Origin of the sequence: Pseudomonas sp. GL-B-26, from assembly GCF_019947405.1 — a bacterium.
GTDB lineage: Bacteria > Pseudomonadota > Gammaproteobacteria > Pseudomonadales > Pseudomonadaceae > Aquipseudomonas.
In genome coordinates, this window is sequence record NZ_JAGYGJ010000046.1 from 21,821 (window position 1) to 44,479 (window position 22,659).

A 22,659-nucleotide genomic window follows, 5' to 3' on the forward strand; every position below is an offset into this window, starting at 1 on the left:
CCGCTCATACCAAACCGCTGGCGATAACAAAATAACTGTTCAGATTTTGTTCAATTCAGCCTTTATCCAGTCATCGAGAGCGGGTATCATGCCAACCCTTTTTCGAACTCTCATGATCCGACCCCACAACAGGGAAGTCCTATGTCGGCGGTACGCATCGGTCCTTACACATTGCACAACGGCTTGATTCTCGCCCCGATGGCGGGGGTCACAGACCAACCCTTTCGTCAGCTGTGCAAGCGACTGGGCGCAGGACTTGTAGTCTCGGAAATGGTCACCAGCGACATGAGCTTGTGGAACACCCGCAAATCGCGGATGCGCATGATCCACGAAGGTGATCCCGAGCCCCGCTCGGTACAGATCGCCGGTGGTGATGCACAGATGCTGGCGGATGCGGCCCGGGCCAACGTTGAACTGGGCGCACAGATTATTGATATCAACATGGGCTGTCCGGCGAAAAAGGTCTGCAACAAGGCCGCCGGTTCCGCGCTGTTGAAGGATGAAGCATTGGTGACCGAGATCCTGCAGGCCGTGGTGGCCGCAGTCGATGTGCCGGTCACCCTGAAGATCCGCACCGGCTGGGACCGGGACAACAAGAACGGCCTGACCGTGGCGAAGATCGCCGAGCAGGCAGGCATTACAGCGCTGGCAGTCCATGGCCGCACCCGTGCCGATCTGTACACCGGCGAAGCCGAGTACGACACCATTGCCGCGATCAAGCAGGCGGTGTCGATTCCGGTCTTTGCCAATGGCGATATCGATTCGCCAGAGAAGGCCCGGTACGTGCTCGATGCGACCGGTGCCGATGGCCTGCTGGTAGGCCGGGCTGCCCAGGGGCAGCCATGGATTTTTCGTGAAATCGACCATTATCTGCGTACCGGCGAAAAACTCCCGGCACCGGAACTGATCGAGGTGGAACGTATTCTGCTTGAGCATCTGGCCGCGCTGCATGCCTTCTATGGCGACGTCATGGGCGTGCGCATAGCTCGCAAGCATGTGGGCTGGTATCTCGCAACCTTGCCGGGCGCCAGGGAATTTCGCGCCCACTTCAATCGTTTAGAAGATACGGAAGCACAATGCGCCAACGTTCAGGGCTTCTTCGCCGAACGTTACAAGAGCCTGACAGGGGACGGAGAAGGGGTGGCCGCATGACGATGATGACCGAGACTTTAGTGAGTGGAACAACACCCGTGAGCGACAACGTGAATTTGAAACAGCACCTCAATACGCCGAGCGAAGAAGGTCAGACCCTTCGCGGGAGTGTCGAGAAGGCGCTGCACAATTATTTCGCCCACCTTGAGGGCGCTGCCGTCACGGATGTGTACAACCTGGTGCTCTCCGAAGTCGAGGCGCCCCTGCTCGAGTGCGTGATGAACTACGTCAAGGGCAACCAGACCAAGGCCAGCGAGCTGCTCGGATTGAACCGAGGCACGCTGCGCAAAAAACTCAAGCAGTACGATTTGCTGTAAGCATTCAATCAAACCAGAAAGGCGCCCGCGTAAAAACGGTCGCCTTTTTTGCTGACTCCTTTGCTTTTGATGGAAATTGAAATGACCGACCAGACTACCCGCCTGCCGATCCGCCGCGCCTTGATCAGCGTTTCCGACAAGACCGGGATCCTTGAATTCGCCAAAGAACTTGAAGCCCTGGGCGTCGAGATCCTCTCCACCGGCGGAACGTTCAAGCTGCTGCGCGACAACGGTGTTGCCGCAGTGGAAGTCGCGGATTACACCGGTTTCGCAGAAATGATGGACGGCCGGGTAAAAACCCTGCACCCGAAAATCCACGGTGGGATCCTCGGTCGTCGCGGTATCGACGACGCCATCATGAACGAGCACGGCATCAAGCCGATCGACCTGGTAGCGGTCAACCTGTACCCGTTCGAAGCGACTATCAACAAGCCAGGCTGCGACCTGCCGACCGCGATCGAGAACATCGATATCGGCGGCCCGACCATGGTCCGTTCGGCTGCAAAAAACCACAAAGACGTGGCCATCGTGGTGAATGCCAGCGACTACGCCAACGTCCTTGAAAGCCTCAAGGCCGGCGGCCTGACCTACGCTCAGCGTTTCGACTTGATGCTCAAGGCCTTCGAACACACCGCCGCCTATGACGGCATGATCGCCAACTACATGGGCACCGTGAACCAGGCGGCTGACACCCTCGCTACCTCCGGTCGCAGCGAGTTCCCGCGCACTTTCAACAGCCAGTTCGTCAAGGCTCAGGAAATGCGCTACGGCGAGAACCCGCACCAGAGCGCAGCGTTCTACGTTGAAGCCAAACCGGCCGAAGTCGGCATCGCCACCGCGACCCAGCTGCAAGGCAAAGAGCTGTCGTACAACAACGTGGCCGACACCGACGCCGCGCTGGAATGCGTGAAGAGCTTCGTCAAACCGGCCTGCGTGATCGTCAAACACGCCAACCCGTGCGGCGTTGCCGTCAGTCCGGACGCCGAAGGCGGTATCCGTCAGGCCTATGAACTGGCCTACGCCACCGACACCGAGTCGGCGTTCGGCGGCATCATCGCCTTCAACCGCGAGCTGGATGCTGAAACCGCCAAGGCCATCGTCGAGCGTCAGTTCGTCGAAGTGATCATCGCCCCGTCCGTCAGCGAAGAAGCTCGTGCCATCGTGGCTGCCAAAGCCAACGTGCGACTGCTGGCCTGCGGCGAGTGGTCGGCTGATCGCGCCGCTGCCTGGGACTACAAACGCGTCAACGGTGGCCTGCTGGTACAGAGCCGCGACATCGGCATGATCGGCGCCGACGACCTGAAAGTCGTGACCAAACGCGCTCCGACCGAACAGGAAATCCACGACCTGATCTTCGCCTGGAAAGTCGCCAAATACGTTAAGTCCAACGCCATCGTCTACGCTAAAAACCGTCAAACCATCGGTGTCGGCGCTGGCCAGATGAGCCGTGTGAACTCCGCGCGTATTGCTGCGATCAAGGCTGAACACGCTGGTTTGCAGGTGCAGGGCGCGGTCATGGCCTCGGACGCCTTCTTCCCGTTCCGCGACGGCATCGACAACGCGGCCAAGGTGGGGATTACTGCGGTGATCCAGCCAGGCGGCTCGATGCGTGATAACGAAGTGATTGCTGCTGCCGACGAGGCCGGCATCGCCATGGTATTCACCGGCATGCGCCACTTCCGTCACTAACTAGACGACGGCCGCACTGAAGCCGGCATCTGCTGCGTTGGAGCCGACCTCGATGATGCTCATTGCCAAAAGGCAACGCCGCTCATCGAGGTCGACTCCGCCTGGCATCTACCGACTTCATTGCGACCTCCTACAGCGTGAAGCGCTTTAGGCTCTAAAAACAGAATTAGCGTCATCCGAGGTTTTGAAATGAATGTTTTGATCATTGGCAGCGGTGGCCGTGAACACGCCCTGGCCTGGAAAGTGGCTCAGGATCCGCGCGTGCAGAAGGTTTTCGTTGCCCCGGGCAACGCCGGCACCGCCATTGAAGCCAAGTGCGAGAACGTCGCTATCGACGTGCTGGCCCTTGAACAGCTTGCTGACTTCGCCGAGAAGAATGTTTCCCTGACCATCGTCGGCCCGGAAGTGCCACTGGTCGCCGGCGTCGTCGATCTGTTCCGTTCCCGTGGCCTGGATTGCTTCGGCCCGACCGCTGGCGCTGCTCAGCTGGAAGGTTCGAAAGCCTTCACCAAGGATTTCCTGGCGCGCCACAAGATCCCGACGGCCGACTACCAGAACTTCACCGAGATCGAGCCTGCCCTGGCTTATCTGCGTGAAAAAGGCGCACCGATCGTGATCAAGGCCGATGGCCTGGCCGCCGGTAAAGGCGTGATCGTTGCCATGACGTTGACCGAAGCCGAAGACGCCGTACGCGACATGCTGGCGGGTAACGCATTCGGCGACGCAGGCTCGCGCGTAGTAATCGAAGAGTTCCTGGACGGCGAAGAAGCCAGCTTCATCGTCATGGTCGACGGCAAGAATGTGCTGCCGATGGCCACCAGCCAGGACCACAAACGCGTCGGCGACGGCGACACCGGTCCGAACACTGGCGGCATGGGTGCCTACTCCCCTGCCCCGGTCGTGACCGCTGAAGTGCACAAGCGTGTCATGGACCTGGTGATCTGGCCGACCGTGCGCGGCATGGCCGATGAAGGCAACGTCTACACGGGTTTCCTGTACGCAGGCCTGATGATCGACAAGGCTGGTAACCCAAAAGTCATCGAATTCAACTGCCGTTTCGGCGACCCTGAGACCCAACCGGTAATGCTGCGTTTGCAGTCGAGCCTCGTGTTGCTGGTCGAAGCGGCGCTGGCGCAAGCCCTGGACAAGGTCGAAGCACAATGGGATCCGCGTCCGAGCGTCGGCATCGTGCTGGCGGCTGGCGGCTATCCTGGTGACTACGCTAAAGGCGTTGCCATCAACGGCCTCGATGCAGCTGCAGCACTGGAAGGCAAAGTCTTCCACGCCGGTACTGCACTCAAGGACGGTCAAGTGGTGACGGCCGGTGGTCGGGTGCTCTGCGCCACGGCAATGGGTACCAGCGTCGATGCCGCTCAGCAGCAGGCTTACAAGCTGGCGGCCAAAATTGACTGGGAAGGCTGTTTCTATCGCAAGGACATTGGCTACCGTGCCATTGCCCGCGAGCGTGGCGAAAATCAGGAATAAGAACGTCATTCGGCCAGGCAAGGGCTTCGAGCCCTTGCCGGACTATTCCGGCGCCGCGCATAGTTATATTCTGGCATTAACCTACGAAGGGATTTCGCCGTGCGCTGGCTCAGGATTGCCATAGGTTTCACCGTCACTCTGCTGACCTTGCTCTGCATGCTCCCGGCCCAGGCCGCGCAAGGCAGTGGCTGGGCGGTATTGCTCGACGAACAGGGTGACCTGCAGCTCAGCGACATCCGTTCCGCTCGCTACACCAATCAATTCAGCCCCATCGAACTCGACCGCCTCACCGCCGCCGACCCCGATGGTGCGTTATGGCTGCGCTTCAGACTCGCTCCCGGCAAGCATGAACAGTTGCTGCGGGTATTCGCGCCCGACCTGTCGCACCTCAATCTGTATGTGCTGGACGGCGACACGCTGATCGAGCAACTGAACACCGGAACCAACCAGCCCCAGGCTGAACGACCATTGCCCAGCAGTGACTTCATGTTGCCGCTGCCGCAAAACGAAAAACCTCTCGACGTTTACCTGCGACTGGTCTCCGACCATCAGTTGAGGCCTTACATCACCCTGCAGTCGGCGGTCATGACCGCGGCCAATCAGAATCAGACGCTGATCTACGGACTGTTGTTCGGCTGTATCGCGATGCTGATCCTGTACAGCCTCGTCCGCTACGCCTATACCCGCTCACGCAGCAGTTTCTGGCTGGCCGGATGCGAAGCATTGTTGATGCTCAGCCTGTTGCTGTTACTGAATCTGGCAGGACCTTGGCTGCCGAACTGGCACGCGGTGCAGACACCCGGAGCCTACCTCGCCTTGCTGCTGACGGCGCCGTGCGGCCTGATGTTCGCCTATCGCTTCTTCGCCCCGCTCGGCCCGCACCCACTGAACAAGCTGCTGCTGGGGGACATTCTGTTCATCGTGGTCTGCGGCTTGCTGCTGTTATTCGTCAACACGCTGCCGCTGAACATCATGACCTACGCCCTGGTCGCTCTGGCAGGTCTGAGCATGTTGTTCGTCAGCGCCTATCACTGGCAAAAAGGTTATCGCCCGGCGCGCCTGTTCGTCGCGGCGATGGTGGTGTTCAACATTGGCACTCTGATCATGTTGCCGGCACTGCTGGGATTGACCCTGGTCGCACCGCAAGGCTTGATCATGACGCTGCTGGGGTTAATCTGCATCAGCGGCGTGTTGATGAGCATTGCCTTGAGCGAACGTCAGCGCAGCATCACTGAAAACCGTTTCAGTATCAGCCGCGACCTGGCCGCCAGCAACGCCGAGATCAACGCCAAGGCCGAATTCCTGGCAAAAATCAGCCACGAAATCCGCACCCCGATGAATGGCGTGCTGGGCATGACCGAGCTGCTGCTGGGCACGCCGCTCTCGGTCAAGCAGCGCGACTATGTGCAAACCATCCACAGTGCCGGCAACGAACTGCTGACACTGATCAACGAAATTCTCGACATCTCCAAGCTCGAATCCGGGCAGATCGAACTGGATGATGTGCAGTTCGACCTCAACGCACTGATCGAAGATTGTCTGAGCATCTTCCGCGCCAAGGCCGAACAGCAGAACGTCGAGCTGATCAGCTTTATCCAGCCGCAAGTACCCCGCGTTATCAGCGGTGACCCGACTCGCCTGCGCCAGACTCTGCTGAGCCTGCTGGAAAACGCCCTGAAGAAAACCGACGAAGGCGAAATCCTGATCGTCGTCGCGCTCGATGAGCGCAGTGTCAAACCGCGCTTGCGCATTGCCGTGCAGGACAGCGGTGAGCCGATGGACGCCGAAGAGCGCGATGCATTGATGCACGCAGAACTGCACAGCAAGCACTTCCTCTCGGCCACCCGTCTGGGAGGCAACCTGGGGCTGGTGATCGCCCGTCAGCTGATTCGCTTGATGCACGGGGAGTTCGGGATCAAGAGCGGCGCCAATCAGGGCAGCACCTTGTGGCTGACCCTGCCGCTGGACCCTGACCGCCTCGAACACCCGACGTCTGACCTTGATGGCCCCTTGCAGGGTGCACGGGTATTGGTGGTGGACGATAACGACACGTGTCGCAAAGTGCTGGTGCAACAGTGCACCGCCTGGGGCCTGAATGTCAGCGCCGTAGCGTCCGGCAAGGAAGCGCTGGCGCTGCTGCGCACCAAGGCTCACTTGCGCGATTACTTCGACGTGGTCCTGCTGGACCAGAACATGCCCGGCATGACCGGCATGCAACTGGCGGCCAAGATCAAGGAAGACCCGAGCCTGAACCACGACATCCTGCTGATCATGCTCACCGGCATCAGCAATGCGCCCAGCAAGATCATCGCGCGCAACTCCGGGATCAAACGCATCCTCGCCAAACCGGTGGCCGGCTATACCCTCAAGACGACGCTGGCCGATGAGCTGAACCAACGAAACAAGGGCCTTTCCATCTCGCATCACCTGCCCACCGGCCCGACCTTACCGGTGAAGGTGCCAAGCGATTTCCGCATCCTGGTGGCCGAAGACAACAGCATCTCGACCAAAGTGATTCGCGGCATGCTAGGCAAACTCAACCTGCAACCGGATACCGCCAGCAATGGCGAAGAAGCCTTGCAGGCGATGAAAGCCCAGCGTTATGACCTGGTCCTGATGGACTGCGAAATGCCGATTCTCGACGGCTTCTCCGCGACTCAGCAATTGCGTGCCTGGGAAGTCGGTAATCAGCGGACTCGCACCCCCGTGGTGGCGCTGACCGCGCACATCCTCGCCGAGCACAAAGAACGTGCACGCCAGGCCGGCATGGACGGGCATATGGCCAAACCGGTCGAGCTGTCGCAACTGCGTGACCTGATCGAGCATTGGGTGGCCCAGCGCGATCAGCAGATCCGGGCAGCGACTCAAACGTCCTGAGCCGACAGACCCCGCAGCGCCTGATAGACTCCCCCTCGACTTCCCTCGCCAGTGAGCTTGCACCATGCTCCACGTGTTGTTCAGCGTTTACCTGAAGATGCTGGTGCTCTACAGCCCATTCTTCGTATTGTCCTGCTTCATCAGTCTGACCCGTGGTTATTCGCGCAAGGAACAACGTCGACTGGCCTGGAAAGTGGCGACTGCCACCCTGGTCTCCAGCGTCTTGCTGTACCTGTTCGGGCGAGTGATTTTCAGTGTCTTTGGCATCACCGTGGACGCCTTCCGCATCGGCGCCGGCAGTGTGTTGTTCATCTCGGCGCTGGGCATGGCCCAAGGCAAGTCTGCGGTGCAGACCGACAACGTGCAGCAGGACGTGACCATCGTCCCGCTGACCATTCCCCTGACGGTCGGCCCCGGCACCATCGGCGCCTTGCTGGTGATGGGCGTGAGCCAGCCTCATTGGGACGACAAACTCATGGCCATTCTCAGTATTGCCCTGGCCAGTTTTACGGTCGGCGTAGTGCTTTATCTGTCCAACCGCATCGAGCGCATTCTCGGTGACCAGGGCTTGCAGATCGTCAGTCGGTTGATGGGGTTGTTCGTCTGCGCATTGGCGGCGCAGATCATCTTTACCGGGGTGAAGGGCTATCTGGTTCCGTGACGCCCACCTTCGCCATTAGCGCCGCAAGCTGCCTGTCCTCGCCATCGATGGCCAGTGCCCGCACTAATTCATCAAGGGTTACGGTCATTGTGGTGCCATGAACCTGAAAACTCAGGTTCATGGCGCGGCGTGCGGTCAAATCGTCGGGGTGATCGCGCAAGATCAGGCTGTGCCCGGTATTCGGGTCGGTGAACAGCAACTGCCCTTCAACCTGGCTGACCCGCCAAACATCCTGCGCCCCGGTATCCAGAATCAATGTGCCAGGCATCAGTGACTCAGCGCTCAACGATCGACGACAATCAACCACAATACATTCAAGCCGCTGCCAGACATCGCTCGATACGCTGCAGCTGATCGCTCTGGGCCCATAACTCAAGATCAACTGGGTAACACCGTCAGGTATCAACGGCATAACGTCATTGAGCTCCCCCTGAAATTCCAGCATCAACACCTCGGCTTCACGACGGGCAACGCTGTTCTCCAGCCACACATCCCTCGAAGCGCTGTATGTCAGTTGGCTGGGCGTTTCATGTAACAAGGCAACCGTTTTGTTTCGAACACCCAGTAGTCGGGTTTCCAGGCGCGTATTGACCTCACCCACCACACGATCGATGCCTTCGATGTACCATTGGTAGCCCGAGTAACCGCCAACCGATACAAATGCTTCGTGGGGATGCTTGCTCACCAGCGCCTTCAACGCTTGCCTCACACCTGCGTCGTAAGGGTCATTCGCACCCTGTTGCGCCAAAACCCAGTCTCCCGTGACGCCGACAATACGTGCCGGTTCACCGAACATCATCTCGAGTTCAACCCCTTCAAGCGTCCGCCCTCGCAGACCGGAGCCATGTGTCCATACCTGCGCAAAAGACCATTCGGGCCAGACCTTTTGTGGCACAGGCAACAGGTCCTGCTGCAGAAGTTGCAGACCATTATCAAAGAGTGTCGGTAGTTTTTCAGGCCCAAGGAACGCTTGGCGGTAAAGTTGCCCAACGGAAATATCCAGCAGCCAGCCCGCCTCCTCATCCGGCGTCGTTGCCACCAACTGCACTACCTTGCCGGGGCCCACATCAGCAATCAGCAATCGATGGTCGACGTACCAGGCACACAATTTTTTATCCCGTACGCCGTTGCCCAGACCCAGAATCGAAAAGCTCGACGCTTGATGCGCCTTCGCAAGCGCCTCAACGTCGGTCCAAAACTCAAAGCCAATGCCCAACGGCCCTCTGGCAGCCTCCAGCCAGTCTTCGGAGACTCCGGCCAGCTGAGACTGCCCTTGCTCGTTGATATCGAAATACAGCCCGTCCTTGGTCAACGCAACGTAGCGTTTTTCATTGGCGATGACTTCAATCACACTCCAGGGCCCGATGAGTTCAGCCTGGGCATCCACACCGGTGACGGTCATCCCGATCTTCTGGCGATAGAGGCTCCGATTGCGCTTGTCAAAGAACAGGACGGTATCGCCCGTGCTGGTCGCGGGTGTCAGCAACATCGGGCTGACCACGCCGCCCGCCCCCTCAATCTGCGGCACAGTGGGACGAATCAGCAGGCCATCGGCAGCCCGGACCCACGTGCTGACCGGATCCTTTCTGCCTTCTGTCAAAGGTGTTATCGAGACAAACGCCGCTGGCTGATAATCCACGATTTTCACTTGGGTCAAAGGCCAAAGTTTCGAATCCTTGACCAACAGTTCGTAATCCCACAGGAAGTTCGACCACCCTGGCATGGCGCCCTTGAGCAGCACGTCTTGCTGACGGTCGGTCAGATGACCTGCAATCGCCAGCAGCAAGACTTCGTCCTCACCCAACAGGTAGACCACCTCGGCTTCACGCCCAGTGCGCTGGGTCACTTGCTGGACAATCCGAATGATCCCGTGCCCCAAGACCTGGAATACCGAAATGCTCGAACCGGGCACCGGATCCATCAGCCTATAGAATCGATTGACCCGCCCGGTGACCACGTCAGAGCGCCAGATGAGTGCTTCCCGGGAGCAATAGAAATACGCCTGCCCACCCATAACCGCGCCCAGCCTGGCTTGGTTCGCCAGTGCCGATGGGAGGTCGCGAGCGTAGATAAAACGATCACGGGCCTGCTCATAAAAAGCCGTGGTGAGTTGTGGTTCTTGTGGGTCTGCGAATGGAACCGGGAAATTCTGTACCGCTGTGAACGGGCTGGCCAAACGATTGGTGCGGGCCAGTTTCCTGACTCGGGCCTGGATCATCGCAGTGTCGGCAGTCGGGTCGTTCTCCAGTTCTTCGAGCAGCAACTGCTGTTTCGCCCAGTTGACTCGAAACGAGTGATGCGAAGTCTGGATAACCAATTCAGGCGTACCCATGACGTGAACGTCGACAGCCCCCACCTTCAAAAAACCTTCGCCGACAACGATATCCTCTTCTCTCAACCAGAGCGCACGCAGCGTCCAGGCCATGGGGCGAGCCTTCTGTGCCAGTGACAGATTGACCGAACGCACGCCCGGAACAAGTGTCAGCGCGCAATGACCACCCACCCCTTCAACACTGTAGGACAGCTTGCCGTGCAACATCTTGGGCAGCTCGGGCACCAGCAACGAACGCGGCTCCTCATCCAGCAAGACACTGATCGTCGTCTCGACCTCTATCGGATACAAGTTGTGCAAGATGTACTCGGTGGGGAACTTGTAAAAGGTAAACCAGAACTGGCGATTGCCTGCTGTGTCGTACTCCAGATTCAGCGCAGTTTCAAAATGCTCGGAACGCGTGGTCGAAAACGGCAGGGCCGAGTAATTGAAACCGAACCAGGTGTTGGCCACACACGGCAGGACAATGGCCTGAAAGGTCGTCAAATCGCCAATAGCCGCCTGCTCCGGCAACCCGAGGTGTTGTCGAATGTTGATGGCTTTCGAACGATCACGATTGTCATTCGGCGGGTGCAGCACGGAGGTATTGGCCGATAAGATTTGTTGACTACCAAACGTCAGTCGCTGGTTGCGCAAATCAATCTCGCGGATGGCCGCATAAGGATTCGGATAAAACACGCCCTCCCTGATCGAGTGACCGCCCGAACGATACGCCTTATCGACACGATTCAGGTACTGACCGATCCGCCGCCCTCGCTCCAATGTGCCGTTGAACCCTTCGACCAGCGCGCTCACGCCAATGGCCAGCCCGCCCAGAATCACACCGGCTCCGCCAAGAAACGCAGCTGCCGTACTGGCACCTGCCAGGCCGGCGCCTATGCCGGCCGCAGACAGTGCCAACCCCGCGGAATCGAACACCAGCTGCGTGCCATATTGCGCCCGTTGCAGATCGTCCTTGGCATTGGCCAGCAGGTAGATATCGAAACCCAGAGTAGCCAGTTGCATCACCGTGGCCAAACCATCCCTGGCAATATGTCCCAGCGCGTTGACCACTACCGAGGAGGTGGTCCGGGCCACCAGCGGTGCGTCGTTTAACGCCACCCTGAACAGTTTGACCAGATCCACGATGTCGAGCAGATTGCCATGGGCCAGTTGCGCGTAACTGAGGTAACCGTGCATTCGCACGGCAGTCGTCAGGCTACGGTCTTCATTGATGTCGCTGATTTGCTCATGGGACTGGAGCGCCACCAGCAGCGCCTGAACCGTAAAAGCCGCATTCAAGGTATGCACGGCGCTGACATCGGTCGGGTCGACATAACCCGGTACGGACGGCTTGACCGACAGTGTCTGGAAGGTCTCCGTCAGGTAGGAGCGGATCCGCGACAGAACTCCGTCGGTGCTTGACACCCTGACGGTGCGCGTGGGGTCCTTGAGATTGACCAGGCTGACTTCATAGTGTCCACCCGACACCTCTCGCACACTGTCGAATACCGGAACAAAGTCTCGCCCAAGGTTACTTTCCGCGTGGAGGCGATCAGCGCTGTGTTGAATCTGCTGCGCCCAGTGACGGGCGTCCAGTTCGTTCAGCCCACGCCCCAGTCGGGCATTTTCCGCCAATGAACGGGCCCGCAACGCAGCGTGGTGTTCCCATGGCGTCACCGTCACACCGGCGCTGATCGGATCATGCCTCAGCAAACCCGACACATTGATCTGCGACGGCAGTGTCAGATCGGCGATACGCGGGCCATTGAGATCGACGACGTTGAACGTCGCGTCCATCACGTGACTGATCTCATAGAGCCTGGCCAGCTCAGGGCTGCTCAGAAACTGCTCAAGACCACGGTGCAGGTCCTGTGCCTGTTCAAATCCGAAGACACCGAAATTCGGATCGTAGAAGTGGTAGGCACTCGACTCGCCATTGACGATTTTTGCCACCAACAGGGAATGGCTTTCGGTGTTGAGCATCAAGGTACTGGTAGAAGTCCTGGCTTCCAGTGCCTGCATGACCTGATTCAGCCCGGACTCTCCTGATAAAGTGCCCGACCGCGCCATTGGCACGGTTCGCAGCTCATCGAGGGTCCGCAGAAAAGCATGGGTTTCATTGGCGTCGGGCGCAAGGTTGGCATTGGCCAACCTGCCGCTCAAAGCGTCCACGGCCGAGGGGCCTTTTTCGATGGCGGCCGCCATGGCCAACACCAGTGGATAACAGCGCCTTCCGGGATCGCCTTCACCCCTGACCAGTAACCCCTGAGGCATCAACCTCCCCGTCGAAGCACCTTGCTCGATGAAGGTTTCCAGCACCGTGGCGCTGCGCTGGAAGATGTGGTGGCGCAGTTCATATTGGGCCTGAAACCTGATGCGGGCCATGTGCTCGCCCCATTGGCGCAAGGTCAACGGCTTCTCGAACGCGAGGGCCTTGAGCACCTGAGCGCTGTTCTTCGACGGCTCAACCGCTGCCCGGGCAGCTGCAAACCCGGCTTCGAATGCAGGATGCCTGCGTGCGAGCAAGGCCTGTTCGATGGCCAGATAACGCTGGGCAAAACCCAGGTCGGCGGTGATCTGAGCGAGGGTTCGGGTGCGCTGCCAGGCATCGTCGAATCCGGCACTATCCAGCGTCTGCGCGCCGAACAGCCCACCGAGTAGTACTCGATGCACCGGACTCAACTGATCAAGCGGCAGAGAGCCGTGACCAATACGGGCAATCATTTCGTTCAAGTTACCGATCGGCTCAAAACCGTGTGAGACCGGAAGTTCGACACGGGCTTGCGCCAGGATCCGCTGACGCTCATCGAAACTCAGAGACCAAGGCTTATCGAAGCTCAGGTCGCCGCTGAGTTTTTCGTTCATGGCCCGGATGAAGGGGGCTCCCAGATCATCCACCAGTTGCTGCAAGAGGTCGGTCTGTAAAACCGGTCGGCCTTCAATCACAGGCCAACCCTTTTCAAACGTCATCAGCTGACCTTTAAGCAGCTCAGTGATGTTGCCTTTGAAATGGGCCTTATAGCCGCCCTGGCTCGCTTTGGTTGTTTCAAGCTCGAACCAGGCCGCCTCAGTCCTGGCATTGTCTTTCCAGCTGTGGTGGGTTTCTTCTTCGGTGGCGAGGTTAAAGCCGTCGAACAGGTCAACCTTGTCGCTGATCAGTTGGCGGCTTTCAAGCACCGCATGGTCTTCGACAAAGTCACTCAAACCGCTGGATACCGCCGTCGGCCCGCTCATCGCAATGGCCGATTGGGCACCGAATTTGATGCCGTCGGCATCATAGTCATTGATCGTCTGCAAAAAACTGTTGAGGCTGTGGATATTCGCCTCCCAGCTTGAAATCGAACCGTGTTTTTTTTCCAGCTCCCGGATAATCAGATCGGGAAATGCCTGGCGATCCTGAAGCGATACATTGCTGCTCAAGGCCTGCGCAACGACCCGGTCCAGGAACTGATAGTTGCTGCGAATTTTTTCCATAACCGCAGCGAGTTGTACAGAACCCGCATGACCACTCAACAGGGCATTGGATAATCCGTTGAACGGCGTCTTGACTTGATCCGGCACCAAATCACGCGTGTTTTTGTTCCCGACGCGCAGCCCGTTCGCTGCAACCATGACGTCATTGAACGGCGCAAAAATATCACTGAGGGACGGCATGTTTTTGGCAAATGCTGTTATCGCCTCTCTGTGTTGTTCAGGCACCTGGGGGCGAAAATCCGCATAGGCCTGCCCCCGATTCGGAAGTAGTGTCGGGTTGTGATTGAACAATACCTGCATCACACCTATACGTTCTTCGGCACCGAAGGCGGCGAGGTCCACACCACCGAGCACTTTATGCAGAGACGGCAGCAAGTCAGCGTCAAGATAGGTTCCACTCTCGACATTCAGAACTTGTAAACGTGTGATATCGGATGCAGCCGCCAGGTTGGTGCGAAACGAGATTTCGCGCTCATAGATATCGAACAACGGTTGATCGATAAGCTCTACGTGTATGTCTCGATGGGCAATTTCCACGCGTTGCAGAGATTGAAGATTGCGGGCCTTGAGCGCCTTGAGCTCACCTTCGTCCTGGCCATAGGCACTGACTAAAAGATCAATCCGCGCCTGATCGGCGCTGCCGCCCGCCTGGGTGACAGTCTGGATATGCTCGAACATCTGCTGTCGCAACACTCGAGTTCGCTCGATGTAACGACGAGCCAGCGCAGCAGGCGTATCGACTGCGCCTTGTGGCGCAGAAATCGTCCCCAGCGCTTTGGCTGACTCGACGATAATGCGATTGGTTTCATGGGCCAGTAAAGCATCGCTGTCATACCACAGGTTGAGGCTGTAACCCTTTGGGGCAAGCATTTGCCTCCAGACATTGATGTAGTCTCCCTGAATAGCGCCAATGCCGCCGCCTACCCAGACAAAGTGCAACTTTTTGGGGACGGCTTTGGCAGTATTCAGTAGTTCGACAGTTGTACTCAAACGCAGTAAATAGTCCGTCAATTTATCCCGGACTTTTTGCAGTGTGGCAGCCGAACCTTTCGGGGTTTTTGATTCGAGCGTTTCCTTCAATAGACTTATCGGCGTCAGTTGGGCCTCAAGACTCGACGCTTCGCTAGCACCGTCGAAGTAACGCAAGGCCGCTGCGTGCTCCGGCATGTCTTTGAAACCGCTCAACGCAAACTCCAACTCGCTGCGATCAAACGGCGTGGAAAAAGCGTCAGTCTGATTCAGCGCTCCCGTCGTTGTACTTTTCACTTTCATATCCTTATGAATAAAAGCCGACAGCCACTCACACATCGAACAGGTTCAATGTGTCAGTGGCTGTCAGGACTCAATCTTCTATTTTTTCAACTAATGCGGTGGGCAAAATGTCTTTGAGTAACACACTGCTCGTGCTGTCCTTCCTGGCAACCAGGGTGCTTACCAGTGTTGACACCGCGAAGGACTGATAGCCGCTCATCGTCAGAAATACGTTCCGTTGCAAAACGACATCGGTCGAGAACACGTCGCGAAAGATCAAGCTGTGTCCGCTGTCCGCATCCACAATCACCAAGTGCTCATCGACCTGGCTCGCCCACAACTGATCCGCAACCACGATATCCCAGATCAGTTTTCCCGGAACCGAAGGCGAGTGGTCGAGTGAATGGCGGCAATCGACAATGACCGACTCAAGCTTCAACCATGCGGCTCTGGTAAGCCGACAGGTCGTTGAACCTTGACCCAGTTTGAGCACCAGGATGCTGACATCATCGGCAATCAACGGGAGCAGGTCCGTACGCGTTTCCGCCCCCTCGACCACCAGTACTTCGGCGTTTCGCTGGACATAGTCGAGCGGCCCGACCCTGTTGTTTTGCGGATAGGTGTGCAAAAAACCATCCCTGCGATCATGCAGCATCACATTGGTTTGATGCTGGGTGCCGACGAGCGTGAATGGCGCAGCAATAGCGGTCTTCGGAATGCGGATCAACCGTCCGGTCCGGACCACGTACCATTGTTGGGAGTCAGGGTCTTTGACGGACAGAAAATCGGCGCATCGATGTTCGTTCGCCAGCGCCGCCAGGCCCTCACTCAACTCACCTTCCAGTGCAGCGACCCAATGGCTGTCAACGCCCGTAATCCGTACCGGTTCGTTGTACTGTAAATCCACCTCCACACCTTCAAGCGTCGTTGCCCTCAGGCCAGAGCCTTCCACGGTTACGTCGCTAAAGGTCCAGCTCGCCCATTCCTGCGTCGGGGCTGGCAATGCCTCAGCCGGTAACAGTTTCGTTCCCTGGGCAAATGCCGTGCTCAAGCGGTCTGGATCGATAAAACCCTGACGGACAATCCTGCCGGTTGAAAGATCAAACAGCCAGGTGGCCTGATTGTCTGGAGTAATACTCAGCAACCGTACTTCTTTGCCGTGACCCATTTCAGCGAGCAGCAGCCGACCACCCAGGTACCAGGCGCACAAGGCATCGCCCTTGAAACCGGTCAAACCCAGGATGGAAAAACTCGGCACCGGGTATTGCACCGCAACCGTTTCCAGCACCGACCACCACTGAGCTCGATCCTTGAACCAGTGCTCGGTCAGCCCGCCAAAGCTCAGATTCCCGTCCGGCGTAATGTCAAAGAACAGACCAGAGTCGGTCAGGACGAGATAGTCCCGCTCAACGGCGACAACATTTTTCAGCCCAGGGGGGGAGATATTGCTGGACGACCATTGTGCGCGCCCCTCCACCATCGACCTTTGCTGACACATAAGGCTTTGGCGAAGTTTGTCGTAGGTAATGAACACTTCGCCCTCGACACCGGCGGGAGCAATGAGCAGAAGTTCATTCAAGGCCTTGATCGAGTCTGCCCATCCCCGCGCATGGTGACGCCTGGCAGGTGCACGAATAATCAACCCATCACTGCTGCGTACCCAGACCAGATCCCGCCACTTGTCATCGATCTGCCAACAAATCGAAACCAGTGCACCGGGACGCCAGTTCACTGTAGTGGCGGACTCTGCCAGCAACACATAGTCGCCCAGCACCTGCTTCCAGTCCTTCAGCGTGTCAACCTCCAAAACGACCTGCAACGCAGGATCCTGACCGCGGGTGATCGAGCTGAGCACCACGGCCCGGTCATGGATCACATAAGTCAGTTCATCGCGCTGGCCGTCCTTTCCAGTGAGCTGCTGCACGATCTGAATGCCGCCATGGGTCACGGCCTCGAAGCGGACAATCGCCAGGCCATCTCTAATCAGCAAACGATAGCGCTGAACCAGCGTGCCGGTGATCGCATCGACCTGCCAGACATAGAAAGTCTCGGGGTGATAGAAGTAAGCCGAGCCCTCCACCACCGCGCCCAATATCACCTCATCGGACAACAGGACATTCGGGTCGCGGATGTACAGAAAACGATCCTGCGCCGAGTCGTAATACGCGGTTACCGGCCTGGGTTCGTCCGGCTTTTCGAACGGCACCACGAAGTTGCGAACGGGGGTGTAAGACGTGGCCAGGCGATGTTCATGGGTCAGTGTCTTGAAGTGATCCAGCAACGCTTGTTCCCCGAGGGCCGGATCGGCCTCTTCTTCGACAACCTCCAGCTGCCGGGCAGCAAGATCTACACGCACGATTTTGTTATCCGCCAGCTTAAGCAACACATGGTGAACGCCACCGCCACTGAACGTCACCTCCAGCGTCGCCGAAACAAGGCGTCCCCCGGCTTCTATCCGGATGTCTGTCTCCGCCAGCCATGGAGTCCGCAGCACCCATTGCATAGCAATGTGACCGGGCGCGGCGAGTTCGAGGCTCACTCCAGGATTGAGCAACAGGGAACATTGAGCACCTGCGCCTTCTACCCGGTAGGACACCAGCCCGTGCCACATCTTCGGCAGCGCAGGTACCGCGAGTGAACGCTCGATGTTATCGAGACGAACATTGAATACCGTTGGCTGGTAGGCCGGGATCAGCCGGTTGACCACGTACTCACCGGGAAACGAGTAGAACGAAAACAGAAACTGCCATTGCCCCTGTTCGTTCTTTTTCTCCAGTCGACGTGCCGTGTCGTACCCGCCGGCATGACGAAACGTGACAAACGGCAGCAACTTGTATCTGTAGCCGTACAAGGTCTTGGGTCTGCAGGGCAGAACGATGGTTTGTCCTGCCTGTGGTGAGAAATGCGCCGAGTCCGGCAACCCAAGGCCCTGGCGAATATCGATGGCGCGGGTGTAATCCACATCGTAATCCGGGACCCCGAAATGGTCCCGAAGCGAGAACAGTTTCGGGCTGTCGAAATGGACGGTGGATGCGCGCAAATCCAAATCGGCAAACACCAGCAAGGGATGCGCAATCCAGACATTTGACGCCTTGTCCAGGTGATAGCCGCCTTGTACATACGCCTTTTCAAGCCCATCAAAAAACCGCGCGACCTCCTTGGCTTCCTCCGCAATCGTCGCAAAACCTTCGGCCAGCGCCGTAACGCCCACTGCCAACCCGCCAAGAATCACCCCGGCGCCCCCCAGCACCGCGGCCACCGTACCCGCGCCAGCCAGGGCTGCCCCCAGACCCGCTGCGCCCAACACCGTACTCGCGGAGTCGAAGGCCAACTGCGTCCCGAACTGCGCCTTTTCAATCTCATTGGTGGCATGGCTCAACTGGTAAATATCAAACCCGACATTCACCATCCCCAGCACAGTACCGACGCCTTCATTGGCGATATGCCCCAAGGCCTTTTGCACCAACGGCGCACTGGTGCGGGCGATCAGCTTTTCATCGTCCAGTGCCTGGCGGACCAGTTTGATCACACCAATAACGTCCACTACGTTGCCATGGGCCAGTTGGGCATAGTTCACGTAGGCATGCAGGCGAATGGCGGTGGTCAGGGCCTTGTCACCACCGCTGGCCGCGCCCTCGTGATGTCGCAGCGCATTCATCAGGGCCTGTATGGTGAAACCGGCATTGAGCGTATGAACGCTGCCGGCGTCCGTCGGATCAAGCGGATTGACCGGCGCACGCGGGCGAGCGGCCAATGAATGGAAGGTTTCGGAGAGGAAGTTTTTAATTCTCAGGAACCGGTGATCGCGGGTGGTGACACGCTCAATGGTCTGCCCGGCATCGGTGTTGACCAGACTGATTGTGTATTCCCCTGTCGGGGTTATCTCCAGTGTCTCGAACAACACAACAGAATCCGACGCCAGCCCGTGTTGCTCTTGCAACTGCCGTGTCGCCTGCGCGATCTGCCCACCCCACCAGTGAGCGTCCAGTTCCAGCAATGAACTGCCCAACGCTGCATTGTTGACCAACGACTGCCCCCGCGCACTGGCCAGTCGCTGTCTTGCGCGAGGAGCCTGCTCAGGCAACGCTCCCGACTCCGAAAGGCTTGAGACCTGAGCACCGGACGCAAGCACTATGGCGTTCAGCCCTGCGCCATTGAGTTCGATCAAGTCAAAAGTCGGACGTGCCACATCCCCAAAGGCGGCGTAATGCCTGCCCATCTCCTTGCGGATGAAGAAGTGCTTCAGCGCCTCACTGAACGTCGAGGCAGTCGCAAACTCGAAGATCCCGAAATTCGGATCGTAAAGCAGGTAAGCGCTGTGCGGCCCCTCAAGCGTTTTCGCAACCAGCATCGAGTGGTTGTCCGAGTTGAGCATCAGGGTGGTCGTGTCCGTTTTTTCTTCCAGCATCGCTACGATCCGAGTCAGATCGGAGCGCATCAATGGCTTGCCTGATTCACTGACCGGGACGTCACGCAGCTCCTCGATCATGCTCACAAATCCCCTTGAGTCGCCGGCTTCAGGCTCGGTAACCGCCAGGTAAAAGCGTTCCCGCAAGGTATTTGCCGCGTTGGTGCCTTTATGGAGCGCAGCAGCCATGGCCAGTACCAGTGGGTAACAGCGTCCGGCAACCCGATCGCCTGATCCTTCGAGCAACAAGTCCTGGGGCACCAATTTGAAACTGCCGTGATCGAAGCTCTCCAGCACTTCACCGATTCGTTCTCCAATCCGGTCGCGGTACTCGAGTTTCGCCACGTGCTGAATTCTGGCGACCAAACGCCCCCATTCCACCAGGGTCAGCGGACGTTCGAGTGCCTGTTTCTTGAGTTCAACACTCGTTTCGGACAAGGCCACGGGCGGGTTGGAAGCACGCGTCAACCCGGCAAGGAAAGCCGGATGACGTTGCTTGAACAACTCCCGCTCAATGGCCCCGTAACGGTGGATGACTCCCAACTCCGACATCGTATTGGCAAGGTTTTCAAGCGTTGCACTGGCGGCTTCAAAATGCTGGTTATCCAGCGCACTGACCCCCAATAGCCCACCCAGCAACAGACGTTGCAGCGGGTTTAGTTTCACGGTGAGCAGTGGGTCTTTGGCGACCCGGCTCAACAGTTCATCCACCGACAGGTTTTGTGTCGCCGCATCCGGGAGGGAAGCCGGGGGGCGAATGCTGGCATCCTGAGCAATGATCGCTTGCCGGTCATCGAAACTCAGGGACAACGGCTTTTCAAACGTCACGCTGCCGTTGTGGCGCTGACTCATTGCCTGGCGAAATGGCTCACCGAGATCATTGGCCAGCTGCTGCAACAGATCAGTGATCAACACATGTCGATCTTCGATCACCGGCCAGCCTTCTTCGAAATCAATACGCTGGTACTTGAGCAGCTGCGTGACATCGCCGGCATAACGGATATTGAACTTCCCGGCTTCCCAACGCTGCTTTTCTCTATTCAGCCATTGAGTCGTGTCGCTCTCGTTCTCCTTCCAGGAGTGATCCAGTTCCTCCTCGGTCGCCAGGTTGACGGTTGAGATGGCGGGTATGGCAACTTCAGTTCTCGAAGCTGCAGCGCCCCGCGGGGTAAAATGCATTTTTTCGTAATCCGCCAATCCATCGCGCATCGCAGCAGGCCCGGTCAGATAAATGGTCACTTCACTCTGTGGACGGATACCGTCGCTGTAGTAAGCAGCGGCAGCTTCAACCAAAAACCTGACCGCTATTTCTTCCTCCATCGGCAGTTCCTGCAAGGGCCCGAACCGTTTCTCGACCACCTCCTCGGCAACGTCACTGACTGCCTGGGCATCGATAAGCGCGATCTTTCTTTCAACGGCTAACCGGGCGGTGGCATCAACCACCTCATAGTTAAGCCTGAAACGGTCAAGAACAGCCTTGAGCATTGCTGACCCGGGATGAGCCATCATGAACGCGTTACTCAACGTGCTGTTTACGGCGACAGCACGCAGTCCATCCGGTTGCACCTGACGCTCTACCGGCTGCCGGAAAACACCGCTGATATCAGGGCTGCTCTTGGCAAAATGCTCCAGCGCCTCACGATGCTCCAGGGGAATTTGCTCGAAATAGTTTTTGTACTTGCTGCGTATAACCTGCCGACCCGGCATCCACTCAGGACGGTGGTCAAGTATCAACTGCAAAACACCCAGGCGTGCATCCGAGCCAAACCGGCTGATATCCACCCCGCCCAGGTTTTCTAACAGCGGCGGCAGGTTATCCACGTCTGCATAACTGCCACCGTCGGCGAACAGTGCCTCGGCGCGGACAATATCGGAGGCGGCAGCAAAGTTGCCACGCAAGCTGATTTCTCGCTCGTAGATGTCCTGCAAGTACAACGGTGTCGCCTCAGTGGCGAGATCGCGAAGAACAATAGCGTCCTCGCTCAACGACAACAGACTCTGGCGGTTTTTTTCCCTGAGTACTTTCAACTGCCCTTCATCTTGACTATAGGCTCGAACCAACAGATCGATCCTGGCGTCGTCGGCACTCTCACCGCTCTCTAGCGCTTTATTAATGTGCGCAAACATCTGCTGTTTGAGAGCAATGACCCGCTCTTCATACTTGTCGCCCAGTTCAACAGCGGTACTACTGGCCTGCCCGCCATCAAGCATGGCGTCAGCCTTGGCTGCCTCGACAATAATCCGATTGGTTTCGTAGGCCAGCAATGCATCGCTGTCGTACCAGAGTTTGAGGGTGTAACCCTGCCCAGACAGTGTCTGCTTCCAGATATTGATGTAGTCGCGCTGGATACCGCCCAAACCACCGCCGAGCCAGACAAAATGCAGAGTGTCAGGAACGTTTGTTTTGGGCGTTTGCAACTGCTGCGTACCGTTCGACAAACGAGCCTCGAAACCTTCGAGCCGTTCGTAGATGTCTGTCACGTCGGGGGCCGCGCTCTTGGGAGGAAGCGACTCAGTCGTTCGTCGTGGTCGACCCACAGGCCCGCCAAAAGATGCCAAAGCCTGCTTCAACAGGCCCAGCGGCTCCAGCATCCTGGGCGAATCGAGCAAGTCGATGCAGCCTGAGTAATACCTGAAGACGTCGTCATACTCGTCGGTACCTTTGTGCGAAATTAACGCCTGTTCAAGATCTTCAAGATTAAAAAGCTTTGCAAACCTCACGTCCCCACCGATATACGGAACATCCAAATGACTATTAGACAAGACACTCTCCAGCTTCAATACATGCAATTAAGTTCTGTAAGCCAGCCACGCAAATACCGCTCGACGACAACGTCAACCATTTCGTATTTTTGAACGAGACCAGATCAACACGTGAAGCAATTACTTCACACGAGACAAAACTAAATCGTAAAAGCGGGCACTTCAAACCCGAAGAAATTCAATTAATTTCAATACAATCAAATTTGAAAAAAATAAAACCTTATATTGCCAACTTAAATAAGCGCACTTAGATAAACAAAATCGTTGA

The 22,659-nt window shown here is 57.6% G+C and carries 8 protein-coding genes; 6 read left to right on the forward strand and 2 right to left on the reverse strand.

Annotated features, from left to right (window positions below; translation table 11 throughout):
• The first annotated feature begins 141 nt into the window (after window positions 1-141).
• The 6 genes from dusB to KGB23_RS24220 all read left to right on the forward strand — a co-directional run bounded on the left by dusB (window position 142) and on the right by KGB23_RS24220 (window position 8,181).
• On the forward strand, window positions 142-1,152 hold the full coding sequence (dusB, locus tag KGB23_RS24195) for a tRNA dihydrouridine synthase DusB (RefSeq protein WP_223432856.1): 1,011 nt from the start codon (window positions 142-144) through the stop codon (window positions 1,150-1,152).
• Window positions 1,149-1,469, forward strand: coding sequence for a DNA-binding transcriptional regulator Fis (gene fis, locus KGB23_RS24200; RefSeq protein WP_007907419.1), 321 nt, complete (start codon window positions 1,149-1,151; stop codon window positions 1,467-1,469). The genes dusB and fis overlap by 4 nt, the downstream gene beginning before the upstream one ends.
• An 81-nt stretch (window positions 1,470-1,550) precedes the next feature.
• Entirely contained in the window at window positions 1,551-3,158 is a 1,608-nt protein-coding gene (gene purH, locus KGB23_RS24205; protein ID WP_223432857.1) for a bifunctional phosphoribosylaminoimidazolecarboxamide formyltransferase/IMP cyclohydrolase, read from the forward strand.
• A gap of 189 nt (window positions 3,159-3,347) precedes the next feature.
• Entirely contained in the window at window positions 3,348-4,643 is a 1,296-nt protein-coding gene (gene purD, locus KGB23_RS24210) for a phosphoribosylamine--glycine ligase (RefSeq protein ID WP_223432858.1), read from the forward strand.
• Between the two features lie 99 nt (window positions 4,644-4,742).
• A complete protein-coding gene (locus KGB23_RS24215; RefSeq protein WP_223432859.1) occupies window positions 4,743-7,520 on the forward strand; it encodes a hybrid sensor histidine kinase/response regulator in 2,778 nt (925 codons plus the stop codon).
• A 64-nt stretch (window positions 7,521-7,584) separates the two neighbouring features.
• On the forward strand, window positions 7,585-8,181 hold the full coding sequence (locus KGB23_RS24220; protein ID WP_223432860.1) for a MarC family protein: 597 nt from the start codon (window positions 7,585-7,587) through the stop codon (window positions 8,179-8,181).
• Here KGB23_RS24220 and KGB23_RS24225 read toward each other — a convergent pair.
• Window positions 8,150-15,235 (reverse strand): TcdA/TcdB pore-forming domain-containing protein, encoded by a 7,086-nt coding sequence (locus tag KGB23_RS24225; RefSeq protein WP_223432861.1) that lies wholly within the window; start codon window positions 15,233-15,235, stop codon window positions 8,150-8,152. The two genes, KGB23_RS24220 and KGB23_RS24225, sit on opposite strands and share 32 nt — an antisense overlap.
• A gap of 76 nt (window positions 15,236-15,311) precedes the next feature.
• Complete coding sequence (locus KGB23_RS24230; RefSeq protein WP_223432871.1) at window positions 15,312-22,220, reverse strand: TcdA/TcdB pore-forming domain-containing protein; 6,909 nt, start codon at window positions 22,218-22,220, stop codon at window positions 15,312-15,314.
• Window positions 22,221-22,659 lie beyond the last annotated feature (439 nt).